Source organism: Sporolactobacillus kofuensis (assembly GCF_024125425.1).
Lineage (GTDB): Bacteria > Bacillota > Bacilli > Bacillales > Sporolactobacillaceae > Sporolactobacillus > Sporolactobacillus kofuensis.
On record NZ_JAMXWN010000003.1, the window covers coordinates 123,775 to 138,798 of the forward strand.

14 protein-coding genes are annotated in these 15,024 nt (G+C 43.4%); 2 read left to right on the forward strand and 12 right to left on the reverse strand.

What is annotated here, in order from left to right; genetic code table 11:
- The 6 genes from NIE32_RS03425 to NIE32_RS03450 all read right to left on the reverse strand — a co-directional run bounded on the left by NIE32_RS03425 (position 1) and on the right by NIE32_RS03450 (position 6,994).
- A complete protein-coding gene (locus NIE32_RS03425; protein WP_253053286.1) occupies positions 1-1,200 on the reverse strand; it encodes a phosphopentomutase in 1,200 nt (399 codons plus the stop codon).
- A 210-nt stretch (positions 1,201-1,410) separates the two neighbouring features.
- Positions 1,411-2,361 carry a ketopantoate reductase family protein gene (locus NIE32_RS03430; RefSeq protein ID WP_253053034.1) on the reverse strand — a complete coding sequence of 317 codons (951 nt, stop codon included), beginning with the start codon at positions 2,359-2,361 and terminating at the stop codon, positions 1,411-1,413.
- 688 nt (positions 2,362-3,049) lie between these two features.
- Positions 3,050-4,078, reverse strand: coding sequence for an NAD(P)-dependent oxidoreductase (locus NIE32_RS03435; RefSeq protein ID WP_253053036.1), 1,029 nt, complete (start codon positions 4,076-4,078; stop codon positions 3,050-3,052).
- A gap of 553 nt (positions 4,079-4,631) precedes the next feature.
- Positions 4,632-5,402 (reverse strand): outer membrane protein assembly factor BamD, encoded by a 771-nt coding sequence (locus NIE32_RS03440; RefSeq protein WP_253053038.1) that lies wholly within the window; start codon positions 5,400-5,402, stop codon positions 4,632-4,634.
- Positions 5,399-5,581 (reverse strand): hypothetical protein, encoded by a 183-nt coding sequence (locus NIE32_RS03445; RefSeq protein ID WP_253053040.1) that lies wholly within the window; start codon positions 5,579-5,581, stop codon positions 5,399-5,401. The genes NIE32_RS03440 and NIE32_RS03445 overlap by 4 nt, the downstream gene beginning before the upstream one ends.
- A 228-nt stretch (positions 5,582-5,809) precedes the next feature.
- Complete coding sequence (locus NIE32_RS03450; RefSeq protein ID WP_253053042.1) at positions 5,810-6,994, reverse strand: pyridoxal phosphate-dependent aminotransferase; 1,185 nt, start codon at positions 6,992-6,994, stop codon at positions 5,810-5,812.
- Between the two features lie 466 nt (positions 6,995-7,460).
- Here NIE32_RS03450 and NIE32_RS03455 point away from each other — a divergent pair, with 466 nt between their 5' ends.
- On the forward strand, positions 7,461-9,047 hold the full coding sequence (locus NIE32_RS03455) for an amidohydrolase (protein WP_253053044.1): 1,587 nt from the start codon (positions 7,461-7,463) through the stop codon (positions 9,045-9,047).
- Between the two features lie 36 nt (positions 9,048-9,083).
- On the opposite strand, the gene NIE32_RS03460 is transcribed toward NIE32_RS03455, so the two are convergent.
- The 5 genes from NIE32_RS03460 to NIE32_RS03480 form a co-directional block, all read right to left on the reverse strand.
- Positions 9,084-9,614 carry a DNA-deoxyinosine glycosylase gene (locus NIE32_RS03460; protein ID WP_253053046.1) on the reverse strand — a complete coding sequence of 177 codons (531 nt, stop codon included), beginning with the start codon at positions 9,612-9,614 and terminating at the stop codon, positions 9,084-9,086.
- A 230-nt stretch (positions 9,615-9,844) separates the two neighbouring features.
- Positions 9,845-9,991, reverse strand: a complete 147-nt coding sequence (locus tag NIE32_RS03465) for a hypothetical protein (RefSeq protein ID WP_253053048.1) — start codon at positions 9,989-9,991, stop codon at positions 9,845-9,847.
- A 12-nt stretch (positions 9,992-10,003) separates the two neighbouring features.
- A complete protein-coding gene (locus tag NIE32_RS03470) occupies positions 10,004-10,726 on the reverse strand; it encodes a bactofilin family protein (protein WP_253053050.1) in 723 nt (240 codons plus the stop codon).
- 25 nt (positions 10,727-10,751) lie between these two features.
- Complete coding sequence (locus tag NIE32_RS03475) at positions 10,752-11,477, reverse strand: hypothetical protein (RefSeq protein WP_253053052.1); 726 nt, start codon at positions 11,475-11,477, stop codon at positions 10,752-10,754.
- Positions 11,478-11,496: 19 nt separating this feature from the next.
- Positions 11,497-12,144, reverse strand: a complete 648-nt coding sequence (locus tag NIE32_RS03480) for a YhbD family protein (RefSeq protein ID WP_253053054.1) — start codon at positions 12,142-12,144, stop codon at positions 11,497-11,499.
- A gap of 166 nt (positions 12,145-12,310) precedes the next feature.
- On the opposite strand from NIE32_RS03480, the gene NIE32_RS03485 reads away from it, so the two are divergent.
- Positions 12,311-13,660 (forward strand): amino acid permease, encoded by a 1,350-nt coding sequence (locus NIE32_RS03485; protein ID WP_253053056.1) that lies wholly within the window; start codon positions 12,311-12,313, stop codon positions 13,658-13,660.
- 109 nt (positions 13,661-13,769) lie between these two features.
- On the opposite strand, the gene NIE32_RS03490 is transcribed toward NIE32_RS03485, so the two are convergent.
- On the reverse strand, positions 13,770-14,987 hold the full coding sequence (locus tag NIE32_RS03490) for a DUF2075 domain-containing protein (RefSeq protein ID WP_253053058.1): 1,218 nt from the start codon (positions 14,985-14,987) through the stop codon (positions 13,770-13,772).
- Positions 14,988-15,024 lie beyond the last annotated feature (37 nt).

The following is a 15,024-nucleotide window of genomic DNA, read 5'->3' on the forward strand; positions in this document are numbered from 1 at the left end:
TCACCTCATTTTCAGTGTACTCAAGAAACTTGTACCAACTTTTGGCAACTGTGTACCAAAATTGTCAGCAATCGTCGCGCCGAGATCAGCAAATGTCTCTCGAACAGGAAGTGCCTGACCTGCGTGGAATGCTGGAGAGTAGACAAGAAGTGGAACAAACTCCCGTGTATGATCGGTTCCTCTGAATCCAGGATCATTGCCATGATCCGCGGTGATAATCAATAAATCATCTTCTGTAAGCTTTGGTAATGCCTGACCAAGTTGACGGTCAAATACTTCAAGCGCCTTACCGAAGAGCACGGGTTCGCGTCGGTGTCCATAGTTCGCATCGAAATCAACCAGATTCGTGAAACTTAGTCCATGAAAGTCTTGATCTAGTACGGCGATAAAGTGTTCCATACCATCTTCATTGCTCACTGTATGCCAACCTTTCTTTATCCCCTGGCCACTGAAGATATCATTAATTTTACCAATTGCCAAAGTATCGCGTCCAGATTCAGCAAGCAGATCCAGAACCGTCTTTTCAGGTGGAACAAGCGTCAAGTCGCGACGATTTGCTGTTCTTTCAAAGTTATCTGCAGCCGTGCCAACATACGGTCTGGCGATTATTCGTCCAAGATGATAAGGTTCATCAATGGTGATTTCTCGTGCGTACTCACAAATCTTATACAATTCCTCTAAAGGAATGATCTCTTCATGTGCTGCAATCTGCAGCACAGAGTCCCCTGATGTATAAACAATCAGGTCACCCGTCTTCATCTGATGTTCACCGAATTTCTTTATGATTTCCGTCCCACTTGCAGGCTTGTTCCAAACCACCTTGCGGCCGCTAAAGGTTTCAATTTTTTGAATCAACTCATCTGGAAACCCATTGGGAAAAGTGTGCAGTGGAGTCATGACCGGTAGGCCCATCATTTCCCAGTGACCGTCCATGCTATCTTTACCAGCAGAAATCTCATGCATTTTAGTAAAATAAGCAAGCGGTTTGTCTTGCACCGGTACACCAAGAATCGGTTGTTCCGGACGAATATTTGATAATCCTAGCTTAGTCAGATTCGGCACATTCAGACCGTTCATTGCTGCAGCGGTATGTCCTAATGTATCACAACCTTCATCGCCATACTTTGCAGCATCAGTTGCTTCACCAATACCTACCGAATCCAGCACAATCACATGAATACGTTTAAATTTTTCAGTCATCATTGTCCTCCTCAAAAACACGCGCGACCCTATTGGTCTCCACATGTTGTACTAATCTTATTCGTTCTTAAAAAGCTATCTTCCATTTTACCCCAACCCTTTAAAAGCCGCAAAAAAACTCCGGAAAACGACTGGATCATGCCGATGTCCGAAGTTTCATCATCTATAGTATTCGAATTCATGAGATCAAAATGCTTCCGAGGCACTTCTTTAATCATTATATTTTCTTGATTCTTCTTTAAGATGTACAAGATCAACCAACATCGAATGATAAGGTGCTTTGAGGCCGTGTTTTTCAGCAAGACGTACAATTGCGCCGTTAATGTAATCCACTTCTGTTGGACGATTCGTACTCATGTCCTGATGCATTGATGGGTAATGGAGCGGGTTGCCCACTTCAGAAACAAACATGACCTGATCAACCAGTTCATCGCGCGTGACTTCCATCTTAAAACCTTCAGCATCAATGGCATCGTAGGCTTCATCAACAAGCTTACGTGACATTTCTTTTGAATTCTTATACGCAGCAAATTGGCCCATTTTTATGTTCATTAATGTACAAAGTGTATTCACAACGGAATTGAAGACAAGCTTTGTCCAAACCGTTCCCATATAATCCTCTTGAACCGTCGGATGCATGAGTGCTTTTTCCATTTCATCCGCAACTCTATAAATAAATGCATCAGGAGTGCCCTTTACTTTTACAATATGGACATGACCGGCACCGCGTTTTCCAATAAAGTCGACTTTACCTGGCCCTTTCATCACTGTACCGATCATTGCCGTACCAGCAATAATACGATCACGTGGCACAAATTGTGCAATATATTCTGCACCGCCAAAACCATTTTGATTGGTCAGGACATAGGTGTTCTCACCAATGAAATGTTTACACCTCTCCATGGTTTCAACCGTGTGCATATCTTTCACGAAAACAATAGCCAGCTCTGGTTCGTCATGATACTCTTCGGGGTAACTGATACTTATTTCAACAAAGCGTTCATCTTTGCCGTCTCGCCAGACCGTCACGCCGCCATTTTTCTGGATTTCTTCCACGTTAGGTTCCCAAGTATCAACGAAATGAACAGTATTTCCTGCTTCTTGTAAAAGCACACCGTATCTTAATCCCATTGCTCCTGCACCAATAACAACAATCTTCATCTTACTCGTCTCCTTTTTCTGCACATCTTTTTTCTCTGCCTTCTCTAATGTTTAAAGCGCAACATCATCGCCTCTTCTTGATGCAAAAAGCCCCACCCGGTTCGTTCCGGATGGGGCTTACTCGAGTCCCGTTCAGAACGAAAAGGACTCGAGGTACACGATCGATTAAACGACTGCTGTACCTGAGTCCTAACTAATCAAAATGACAATCAATTCATTGGTTCTTGGACGGAACATACGTATAGACCTTCTTGGAAGACAAATTTTAAAAAGTAATGTCAGTTTACATGATTGATTTAGTAATGTCAATGGAATGTTTCGAATATTTCCATTAAACACAGTATATTTAATATTTTGGCCACATTTATCTAATCTTGTTTGAACAAATGCTAAATTCCCCTGAATTTCAAGACTGCATAAGATAGACCGGGCAAAGACTGCCCGGCCCTTGATCTTATAACGATTTTGCTTCGACTGCTCCTTGCTGCGGGCGCACCGCGAGCCTCCTCGAAAAGGGCATCAGTCTGCGGCGTCTCGCTAGCACCTGATCCCGCAGGAGCCTCGCACGTTCGTGCTTGAGCCTAAATTCTCGTGATGTCATGCCATTTTCCCTAACAACTTAGGCCAAAACTTTTTTCTCAAAAAAAAGTCCCACTCAAAAAGAGCGAGACTGCTTGCTTTCAATCAATCATTCTTTTACAGCTGGTGCAGGAAGTTCAACTTCTGCGCGTCCGAGGCTTTCACCCTTAATTGCTGCATTGAAGTTATCATAGCTTGTAGCAATCATGTTTGAAACAGCTACGTCAGTCATTGCAGCAACGTGAGGTGTAATTAATACCTTTGGATACAATTCAATCAATTCCTTGATTGTTGCATCAGGGAATTCGCTACCATCGGAGAAGTCTTTGCCGAAGAAGCGTGATTCATCCGTCAATACATCCGCACCGAATCCTTCGAGCTTGCCACTCTTGATTGCTTTAACAACAGCAGCTTCATCAACGATTTCACCACGCGCTGTGTTAATCAGGATGGCACCGTCTTTCATCTTACTGATGAATTCTTCACCAACAAAGTTTTCGTTCTTGCCCGGGAAATATGGCAAATGCAGGCTGACAATATCAGATTCTGCAAGCAGTTCATCCAATTCCTTGAATTCAACTAATTTCTTAGCAAAATCACTTTGGAAAATGTCATAACCGAGTAGTTTTGCGCCAAGACCTTTATACAATTCTGCTTCAACACAGCCGATGTGGCCTGTGCCGACAATACCTACAGTACATTTATGAACTTCATGGCTGAACATTGTTTCTGTTACAGTGAAGTCGAGTTTAGCCGTTCTGCCGGTTGTGTAAACCGTGTGACGAAGCAGTGCTGTACCAAGATATACAGCGAGTTCTGCAATCGCATTTGGTGAATATGCAGGAACGCGGGCAACCTTAATTCCGAGGTCGGAAGCAGCCTGCAGATCAATATGATTAAATCCAGCAGTACGTGTAAATACATATTTGATGCCAAATTCACTAAATTTTTCAAGGTTGGCACGGTCTGCCAAGCAGTTAACAAAAAGTAGAACACCATCGTGATCCTTTGCAAGATCTCCGTTGTCAGCAGTCAGCAGGTCGTTTACCAAAGTCAATTCGTAACCATACTTATTAAGTTCGCTATACATTTTTTCTTCGTAAGGTTCTACACCGTATGCAATAATTTTAAAAGCCATGATTAAACATCCTCCTAAAGAAATTTATTCTTCCTGATGTTTCTGAACACCAGGGCTGCAACCTGATACATAAAAGATCGTTTCGTGATTATTTTCACAATATCGAAAAAAGTTTTTCTATAATGTTCCAGGTAAGGATCTGAGTGCTTCGTGCACTCGCATGGAAGCAAACAATTAGGAAATCTTTTTTCATGTAAAATTATAACATCGGAGTTAGCCAGCGACAATTAGCTAACGCACTGAAAAAGTGATCTTTTTGTGAATACTTGGTTTCCTCCTTTAACCGAAAAAAATTTCTCCCAATAAAACTTATTACCCATTCCATAATTTTTCAAACATTAAATTAACCAGCTTGTGAAATGCACATTGTGTACAAAAAAATGTTCATTTCCCGAGTTGAACTACTCTTTTAATCGCCATCAGTGATCCGAAGCAGTTTAACTAAATGTGCTCCGACTGAACGCTCGCTCAACACACACTGTTTATAATTATAATTATGGACTCATAAGCAACTGCTTATGAGTCCATAATATTCTTTCACAAGAAAAATGTTTTATTTTACTGATTTATATGTGTTGCTGAGTAGGTCAAGCTTTGTAATTTTTCCTGAATTCTTGTAATAGCGGAAGAATCCAGCCGACGGTGCCGTGTCCGGATCTGCGGCACTATCATTAGTATGGTTCTCGCGTAGTTCCATTGAATAGTACGCACCCTCATCAGTGGTGTCTATATACACCTGATCTGGCGTATATCCCGCCGCTTTGATGACCGCCGCTTCTGCCTTTTGCTGGGTAATCAACGCACTTGAACTCGTGGAAGACTTCCCAGTTTGACTGCTGCTTGTTGAAGATGTAGTCGATGTGGATTCATCAGTGTTTCCTACTGATGAATCGCTTGAGCTGTTCGAAGATTCATCGCTTGTCGTGACTTGTGATGTGCTGGCAGATGGTTCTTGTGTCTGTTTTTTTTGATTAGCCGCGATGAGCTTGTCACGCATCGCTCGCGCAGCCTTCCGCAACGCCCCTGAACCGTTCTTTTGAAGAATGACTGCATTTAATGCTTTAATCGCTTGATCCGGTTGATTCATAAATGACTTGGCAATCAGAAAATCAGTTGTTTGTGTCGCTAAAACGGTTGCCTTCTTATCCTTCTTCTTGTGGCTAAGTGCCACTTTAAAATATTTAGCCGCACGTTCATAATCCTTCGAAACGAGTGCAGCTTGTCCCTTTTTCATGGCTTGGTCGTATGCATTATCTTCTTGATTTCCACAGCCACTTAGAATAAGAGCAGTGACCAAGAACAGTGTGATCAGCGTTTTTTTCATTGTCTGCCTCCAGTTCCAAATGACATGGTGTCCCCTTTAATTTTAGCATCTTTTGTATTTTCCATCTCTACTTGATTATCGGCAATTGCATATGCGAACATAAGGAAGTGAGCAATAGAAAGGCTGGACAAAAACGGTCCAACACTTATTTTTACATCCATTGCACTTCGATCACTCACTTGCCGCGCGCCTCCTCGAACAAGCAAAAGTCTGTGGGGCTCGCTGGCACCTGATCCCGCAGGCCTCTCGCATCTTCATTGCACTTTTTAACGAAAAATCTTAGCGTTTGGTATGTAAATAGACATTATATTTTTTCATTCAAGCGGGTCATGAATGTTGCCTAAAAAAAAGAAAGAGTATAGGCGTAACCATCACGTCACTACTCTTTAGCTTATCAAGTGGCCAAATTATTGATAGTCCTTCGCAAGCTTTTCAAATGCTGCAAGTGAGCGTTCCACTTTCTCCGTAGGAATGCAATAAGCCATACGGAAATAGCCCGGACAGCCAAAGCTATCGGCAGGAACTAAGATCAAATCATAGTTAAGTGCATGTTTGCAGAACGCCACGGCGTCTTCTTCAAGCGCCTTCGGGAAAATGTAAAATGTTCCCCCTGGCTTCACACACGAGAAACCGAGTTTCGTTAACCCATCATAGAGAATATTCATATTTGTCTCATACACAGACAGATCTGCGGTCATATCGATCACATCCGCAACGGCAAGCTGAATCAGCGATGGCGGACAATTGTGCCCGATTCCTCGGGAAATCTGCCCGCACATATTGATAATTAGCTCAGCGTCCGGACAATTTGGATTCACAGCCACATAGCCGATCCGTTCACCCGGCAGTGATAGTGATTTACTGAACGAATAGCAGGTAATCGAATGCGTATAAAACTTGGCCACGTATGGCGCATCTACATGTTCAAAGACAATTTCACGATAAGGTTCATCGGAAATCAGATAGATGTCATGACCATATTCTTTTTCCTTCCGTGTTAGGAAAGCAGCCAATTTCTCAATCGTTTCGGTCGAATAGACAACACCGGAAGGATTATTTGGCGTATTAATTAAGACAGCCATAACCTTTGGCGAAAACAGTTCTTCAAAAGCCTTGAAATTAATCTGAAGTGTCTCCAGATCCGGCGGAACAACTTTCAAAATCGCCCCTGTTCCATGCACATAAGGGGTATATTCAGGGAAAAATGGCGCAAAAGTAATGACTTCGTCACCTTTTTCTGTTACCGCACGCAAAGCATGGGCAAGTGCTCCTGCGGCACCGGACGTCATGAAAATATGTTCTTTCTTATAGTCTAAGCCGAATCGTCTTGAAAGTGATGCTGCCACCTTTTCACGTACGGACGTAATACCTAAACTCGGACTGTAACCATGTATGGCCATCGAATCTCTGTTCGAGGCAAGCGCCACTAATTTATCGGTGACGGCTTGCGGCACAGGAACCGATGGATTACCAAGACTGTAATCAAAGACATTCTCATAGCCAATTTGTTTTGCTCTTTCTGTCGCATATTCCGAAAGTTCCCTAATCACTGATTTCTGACTGAGCATTTGCTTAAATTCTTCAGCAATCATTGTCGTATTCCCTCTCTTTTCAAATTCCTCTAGTATGAGCAGCAGACGTGTTACCGCTCAAGTCAGGCAGTACTGTTATTATACCTATCTTAGCCGTCTATTTCTATGACAAGCAGATAATCGTATGTATCATCCTTTTCTCGACATGAGGCTTTCAGTACTCGCTTGCCGCGGGCGATCCGTGATCCTCCTCATACATGCGTGTAATCTGCGAGGTCTCACTTGACTCCACCGCGCCTCCTAAACGTTCAACTCATACAGGCCTGACTTTTTGATTCCACGGATTGTATCTTCACCTGTTTTCCCTTATGTTTATCTTACACAAATAAGAATGTATGAGAATTAGCTGGAATGTTGGTACGTTAGCCAATACTCAAGCTCTCAGACTTACTTTAAAGATTTCAATATTCATGGATCATCCTGTCACTGAATTATCCACCTTAAAGAAAAAAGTGAGGCTTTCAAAATGAAGCTTTGGGAAAACGGAACGTTCTATACAATGGAGGCACCGAATCAAACTACTCATTCTGTTCTTACTGCCCATGGGACGGTCATTGCTCTAGGCGATCAGGCACAAAGGATTGCCCAAAAAGAGCAAGTTGAAAGCATTGACCTGAAAAACAGCGTGGTCTTCCCTGGCTTTGTCGACAGCCATCTTCATTTACTTTGGTATGGGCAAGCACTGGATCGTCTTAATTTGTATGGATACCCAACAAAGCAAGCCTGTCTCAGAGCCATCGCAGAACGTGCAATGAAACTACAGGATGGAGAATGGCTGTTTGTTGAAGGCTATGATGATAACAATTTAAGCGACAGCAAAGGACTTCTGACACGATGGGACCTGGATCAAATCAGTGATACGCATCCGATTCTCGTCCGACGGATTGATTATCATTGCGTGAGTGTCAATACACCATTCATTAACGAGATCGGATTGAAGCGCAACCAGGTCTTTGAAGGTGGCGGGAGGATTGATCTTAATCAAGAAGGAGAGCCAACCGGAATACTAAAAGATGAAGCGTCAATGCTCGCAACTGAGCGTTTTCCGACTGAAAGCCAAGACGAATTGAAACGGTTAATCACGATTGCGATACACGACCTTTGGCGAAAAGGTATCGTAGGTGCCCACTCCGAAGATCTCCATTATTTCAACGGACTCATTGGAACGGTCAAAGCGTACCAGGATGCCCTGACAGATACGCTTCCGTTCCGCGCCCATTTGCTCGTCCATCACAAGGAACTTGATGCCTACTTGGCAGCACCAAAGAGCATAAGAGCCACCAAGCCCTTTGTCGAGCTCGGCGCAATGAAAATTTTCTATGATGGTACGGTGGGTGCGCACACAGCCTACATGTCGCAGCCATACTCGGGCGAACCTTCCAATTACGGTCTTAAGTTTCATAGTGACGCGGCATTCGAGAATTTGGTGCAACAAGCACGCGCCGCAAGGCTTCCGGTTGCGATCCATATTATTGGTGATCAAGCATTCGATGACGTGATTCGCGTTCTAAAAAAATACCCGCCACTCCCCGGTCAGAAAGATCGGATGATCCACACCCCATGGCTCCGTCCGTACATGTTGGAAGCAGCACAAGGTATGCCGCTTATCTTTGATGTTCAGCCACAATTTATGAGCAGCGATATGCCATGGGCGCTCGATGTCTTAGGAAAGCATTATCCTCCTTTGGCTTTTGCTTGGAAAACGATTCGGGACAACGGGTTTACCCTTGCTGGTGGCAGCGACGCACCCATTGAAGTCCCGAACCCATTTTTCGGGATTCACGCCGCGGTTACCCGAACCTGTACTACGGATGTAAACGGCAAACGCTATTTTCCTAAAGAGGCGCTAAGTATCTTTGAAGCCATTGCCTTATATACTTCAGGCAGCGCTGCTGCATGCGGCCATTCCGACACTCGCGGCACCATTCGTGTTGGCAAAGTTGCCGATTTCACTGTTCTTGATCTAGACCCTTTTCACATTGACCCTGCGGCTTTGCGTAATATCAAGGTGCAGAAAACAATCGTGAACGAGCAGATCGTCTTTCAACAATAAAGTAAATAATCAAATGGCATGTTCCATCATGTATTGTTAAAGGCTTTGATAGTGTCCTATATACTTCTTAATCTTTGACCAATCCTCAATCTTCTGCTCCAGCGTTTTCGGGTAGCGTGAGGGTGTCGGACTAGTCGAAGGCATCTTTATGAGAGCAATATCAGGTGGAACGGTCAATTTAAAATGTTTCTTGAAAACAGCAAACGATTTGCTGCCGTTAAAGGCAATCGCTTGAATTCCTGGATGAGCGCTCAGCAAGCTGAGAATATCATTAGGTTCTTCGTCTTTGATTGCCGAATCTAGACTGCCTTTTCGCACGCAGTAATGGATTGAATCCCACAATGCAATGTGATGCTTTTTCAAAACATCGATCTTTTCCGCATAAGAGGGATTTTCATACGTCTTCCCTATAAGTGCATAAACAATCATCCAAAATTGATTTCTGGGATTAGCATAATATTGTTGCTGCGCTAGGGACACACCACCAGGCATAGACCCGAGCACCAAAATATGTGCATCATTGCCTACAATTTCAGGCATAGAGTAGATTTGTTTATTAATATCCATGAGGAAACCTCTTCTTTAGCGAGCTGATTTTGATTATTCATACGTCAATGAAACTCGGTTACATCTTACAGCCTTCGGGTTATAAAATGTGTGCGCTACGGTTGCTCGCGATCATCAGGAACGACCGCGGGCGAACCGGGAGCCTCCTTGGAAGAACCCATGAAGCCTGCGGGGACGCCAAAGCCCCTGTTATCCGGTGAAGCACCGGTTCGGGTATGTGCTGACGCGCTTCAGGCGATAGTATCTGTCTCGGGAACAATTTGTCCGATCGCTGCAGAAACAACCGTCTGATCCATCGCTGAATTGAACATGCCCATCATCAGAACGGCAACAACAAAACGTAAAGTCTTTTTACCTCGTGATTGTATGTCATTCATTTGTAGCCTCCATCATCCCTTAATTACAGATTGCACAACTGCTTTGTCATCTTTTTGATAATCTGTCTTATAGGTGACTTGACCGATGGTGCATCCTGCCCCGATCGTCACACGATTCCCTCTTACCACTTTGGCCTCTGTATCTTCAAGAAAAATTTCGTCGCCTTCTATAGAATCAACGACCAGCTTTTTCCGGGCAAAGCTCGGTAATAATTGTCCGAAAAAGTTTGGCGCAAACCGGCGATGAACTGTCAAAGTCCCGCATCCGATTTCCTTAATACGGGAAATCATGCCTGCTAAAGTGATCTCAATCCGATCAGCACTGCATAATCCGCCAACTGTGAGCGGCCCCTCGGCGATAAGGTCCTCTCCTTCCAGATCACCCTCAACGGTTAAAATTCCTGAAATTCGTATTTGTTCTCCATGAACTGCTCCGAGAATACGCGCTCTCCCACTAATGTGAATACGTTCCCCGGTGACATTCCCTTCAACCTTACAAGCACCATTGACTGTGAACGCTTCTGAAATAAGATTCTTCTCAAGGACAGCTGAGCCACTAATCATAATATTGGTTGCTTTAGCATCACCACTTAGACGGCCCGAACCATTAATAGCGATACTGTGGCAGATAATATCTCCATGTATTTTCCCGCTGCCATTGATTTTAACATCTTCATAACTGCCGCCCGGCGCGCTGCCAGATCCTGAGATGGTTAAATTCTTTTTTTGTTCCATCAAATAAATCCCCTCCATCGCTCAATTATTCATGCGCGGTCAATTGAACGACCTCGCCGACTTCTACTGGTCCGCTCGTCTTATATGTTCCGGAATATTCAACGCGTTCAATCTTGCTGCCCGTGCCGATAACCACATCCGTTCCTCTCACCACTTTTGCCTGCGTGTATTCAAGAAAGAGTCGATCACCTTCAATGCTTTCCGCGTGAAACAGATGCAGAGGCGCGCGTCCAAATATCTTATGTTGCTTCCCGATTGTTACGCTTCCCGCGCCAATTTCTTTGACATAATTTTGTGCATTGATTTTAAGGACAATATCAATTTGGTCACAGTTTAGCAGTCCATCTACAAGGATGCCGCCTCTCATCATCAATCTTTCAAGCGAGACGTTGGCACCAACATTGAGTACACCGTGTACTTTTATTTCCTCACCTGAAAGGTCGCGTGCAGCAGACAGTTCTCCATAGATTGAAGCCTGTTTGAATGTACACGCGCCTTTGACATGGGTTTCACCGATCAGTCTGGCTTCCTTAGCGGTCAGCATACCGTCAATCGTGACTTCTCCCATATTTCGAAAATAACCACTGGTCAAATCTCCGGACACCGTGCATTCACCCATGACTTTGCATGATCGTGCCTCTATCGACCCGGAAATTGCACATTCACCCATGATGCGTACCTTATCAAATGAACCACCATTTGAGTGTGTTTCCCCCATGATTTTCAGATTTTCTTGTACGGAATCCCTCATATCTCTCACTCCTTGCTTATTAACTATTAGTTTGGTTATTTTCTCCAATTGTTGCTTTCAATGCCTCAATGCACGAGGGAAGCTGAATTTTCTCAATGACATTGACCCCATCATCAAAATAGACGGCAACCTCCTGTGCAACGAGTAGAAACATGGGTACGCCCATCTTTCGCACAAAGTAGAGGCTGCTACTCTTGTCATAGACTTTGTGGCTGTATGTCTTCAGCGTATTGAGCAATTCCTTTGCTTCCTCAATAGTTATCTGCCCATTTTTAAGCAAACGCTCAAGTAGAAACAACGCCAAGACATCATCGAATGGGAACGTTTTAAGGCTCGGATCAATCGCCCGGTAAACCCTTAATGTTGTCTGTGAAACAATGTTTCGACTGATGAGTTCTTGTTCGCTCAAGACTATTTTATTGACCGATTGCGGGGACACCCGTTCGGCCAGTTCATCAAGCGATAACGTATCTTTTAACTCAGAGATCATTTGGACACGTTTTAGCATTTTTTCCTTTGGAAAGAAGGTCTCCTGCCCGGTAAATGTTGATTTTCGGATAAACCAATCCTCAGGAATCAATTGCTTTCTTTTCCAACGATATAACTGTCCATAGGAAATACCTGTCATTTCCAAGAGATCTTTCTTAGCAATTAATTCTTCTTCCACCTGATATCATCCTCTATTTTCCTCTTGATGCGAACAATATAACATAACACTGTTACATTGTAAATAATTTTACTTTATGAATAAACTGTTTTACTTCAACAGCGTTTATTACATATATCTTTAAAATCTACAAATACTAGCATTCAGAAGAAGAAGGAGGAATAAAATGGAAACTCAGCAATTAGAGCGAAGGTTGAAAAATAGACATATACAACTGATCGCAATCGGTGGTGCGATCGGCACCGGATTGTTTCTTGGATCGGGGAAGGCTATTCAACTTTCTGGACCATCCATTTTGTTCGCTTATCTGATTATTGGCATCGCCTTATTTTTCGTCATGCGCGCCCTCGGGGAATTGTTGCTATCGAAAAACAATTATTCCTCTTTTACAGATTTCACAACAGAGTACCTTGGCCCATGGGCCGGTTTTGTCACCGGATGGACGTATTGGTTCTGCTGGATTATGACGGCAATGGCAGATACAACAGCCGTAGGAAAATACGTACAATACTGGGTGAATGTACCTCAATGGTTGCCCGCATTCCTTTGTTTAATCATACTCACCCTATTAAACCTGCTTACTGTGAAAATGTTTGGTGAAATCGAATTCTGGTTTGCGATCATTAAAGTCATTACAATTATCGCATTAATTATTGTGGGATTTATTATGATTGTGGTCGGATTTAAGACGAGTAGTGGCCATGCTTCCATCCAAAACCTTTGGGCATTTGGCGGATTATTTCCTCAAGGAAATTTTGGCTTTTTGCTCGGATTTCAAATGGCTGTCTTTTCATTTGTGGGTATTGAACTCGTTGGCTTGACCGTGTCTGAGACTGCTGATCCGAAAATCAATCTTCCAAAAGCGATCAACAGTCTGCCTATTCGTGTGCTCTTATTTTACATCGGCGCGCTCTTTGTCATTTTGTGTATCATTCCTTGGACGGAGCTCAATGCAAATCATAGTCCTTTTGTAGAGGTATTTACGCTCGTCGGGCTACCAGGTGCGGCCGGGATCATTAATTTCGTCGTGTTGACGTCAGCAGCATCGGCGTGCAACAGCGGACTCTATTCAACGAGTCGCATGCTCTATTCTCTTGGGCGTGAGGGCAATGCACCGAAAAGTTTTTCAGTTCTAGGTAAAGGATCTGTGCCGAATGCTGCGTTACTCAGTTCAACCCTTGCACTCTCCATTGGGGTTGTGCTGAATTATTTTCTTCCTGATTTTGTATTCACCTTAGTGACCAGTATCAGTTCAATCTGCTTTATCTGGGTATGGGGTATCATTTTGGTTAGCCATCTTGTTTACCTAAAAAAACGCCCGGATCTGGCTGCTGCTTCATCATTTAAAACGCCGCTTGCTCCATTGATGAACTGGATAATTCTCGGATTTTTCATTTTTCTTCTTGTGCTCATGGGTTTGGCGAATGATACACGTATTGCTCTCTTTGTGACTCCGGTGTGGTTTCTTGTCCTAACTGTTGCTTATTTATTGCATCATAGAAAACAAGCCCACTAATTATTTTTTTCAGAACAAGCATTCTGACAAAACGAGGTAATAATGTCTAGCTATTATTTTCTGTACACAACAACCTTCAACGACATACCTAATTTCTTAAGGTGGCTGTTCAAGACATCAGCTTTCTCCTTAACTTTGGATCACTCGCGTAAAGATACAATCCATAGATGCCTCGGGTCATCAGGACATTGATTGAATTCAGGATGATCTGTTCCTTGATTGCATCAAGGTCTTGTAGATCGTCCCGCTTAACAAAAGCGGCCCCATCTTCATATTTATCTGTATGGATTACAATCTCATCTGTTTGCTCATCATAGGACACAGATGGTCCCAGGATCACACCGACATAATTTAGATCAAAACCCTGAATGGTATAAACCGAGCCGACTTCACCGATTGTATCCGGTCGTTCTGCCCATGCCTGTTTTTCCTCGGGCCTTGATCGGTCCCACCGCATATGAAAATGGGGCTCATCAATATAATGATCATTGCCATCCAATGCATAAGGATAGTCATAAGTTGATAACAACCGTGAGAGATGGTATACCGCATTGCGCTCCTTAATGGTCTGATAGAGTTCACCCGCGTCTTCAAAAATTCGAAAATCAAAACGCTGCTTTCTTGGCAAAGGTAACACTTTCTTATGGACAAATGCATTGATCCATTCAATAACATCAGCATTTGCGCGCACTCTGAACTGATCGGTCAAGTAGACGATTTCATTGGGAAAGCGCTGCAGATAGGACTGAACATTGCCCTCATTCCAGTAGCTTTTTAATTTCAAGACCTGTTTCTGATCAAAAACCATGACGACAACATGGCTGCATTTCAAAATTTCCTCAAGCTGGTTGTCTTGGTTAAACCGATTGTAGCGATCACTCTTTGTCAGCAAAAGATGGGCCTCATCGACGAACACCACATCCGCACGCTCCCCTTGTTTGTGCATTTGATTAATGAATGTTGTTGGCCGTACAAAGTCTTTTTTCCTAACATTCGGCAGCTCCTCCGCGATCTCTTTATAGAGCTTAATCATTTCCGGATGATTGACAATCAGATAATTGCTTGTCTTAAAAAGAGGATCGGATGCCTCCCCTGCTCTTGATTGGTTCTGAAGATCATGAAAGACCGAACTGAGCACAACGCTTTTCCCTGTTCCCGCATCGCCATGAATTACAAACAGTGCCGGAGTATTCTCTTTGACATGCCTCCGACAAAATGCCTCGATCCTCGTCTTTATTTCAGATTGTTGTTCCGATAACTTTTTGAACGGTGAAAGTTTATATACCGAGAGATTATGCTCTTGATGTTCGGTGTTTGTTGGATTCACGGATATGTACTCCTTTGTATGTTAATGACACTTTGAT

Excerpts from the sequence above, each read along its gene's own strand:
- NIE32_RS03450 (WP_253053042.1), bottom strand. The coding sequence starts at position 6,994 with ATGATTGCTGAAGAATTTAAGCAAATGCTCAGTCAGAAATCAGTGATT.
- NIE32_RS03485 (WP_253053056.1), top strand. The coding sequence starts at position 12,311 with ATGGAAACTCAGCAATTAGAGCGAAGGTTGAAAAATAGACATATACAA.
- NIE32_RS03465 (WP_253053048.1), bottom strand. The coding sequence starts at position 9,991 with ATGAATGACATACAATCACGAGGTAAAAAGACTTTACGTTTTGTTGTT.
- NIE32_RS03435 (WP_253053036.1), bottom strand. The coding sequence starts at position 4,078 with ATGGCTTTTAAAATTATTGCATACGGTGTAGAACCTTACGAAGAAAAA.
- NIE32_RS03460 (WP_253053046.1), bottom strand. The coding sequence starts at position 9,614 with ATGGATATTAATAAACAAATCTACTCTATGCCTGAAATTGTAGGCAAT.
- NIE32_RS03425 (WP_253053286.1), bottom strand. The coding sequence starts at position 1,200 with ATGACTGAAAAATTTAAACGTATTCATGTGATTGTGCTGGATTCGGTA.
- NIE32_RS03455 (WP_253053044.1), top strand. The coding sequence starts at position 7,461 with ATGAAGCTTTGGGAAAACGGAACGTTCTATACAATGGAGGCACCGAAT.
- NIE32_RS03440 (WP_253053038.1), bottom strand. The coding sequence starts at position 5,402 with ATGAAAAAAACGCTGATCACACTGTTCTTGGTCACTGCTCTTATTCTA.
- NIE32_RS03475 (WP_253053052.1), bottom strand. The coding sequence starts at position 11,477 with ATGAGGGATTCCGTACAAGAAAATCTGAAAATCATGGGGGAAACACAC.
- NIE32_RS03470 (WP_253053050.1), bottom strand. The coding sequence starts at position 10,726 with ATGGAACAAAAAAAGAATTTAACCATCTCAGGATCTGGCAGCGCGCCG.
- NIE32_RS03430 (WP_253053034.1), bottom strand. The coding sequence starts at position 2,361 with ATGAAGATTGTTGTTATTGGTGCAGGAGCAATGGGATTAAGATACGGT.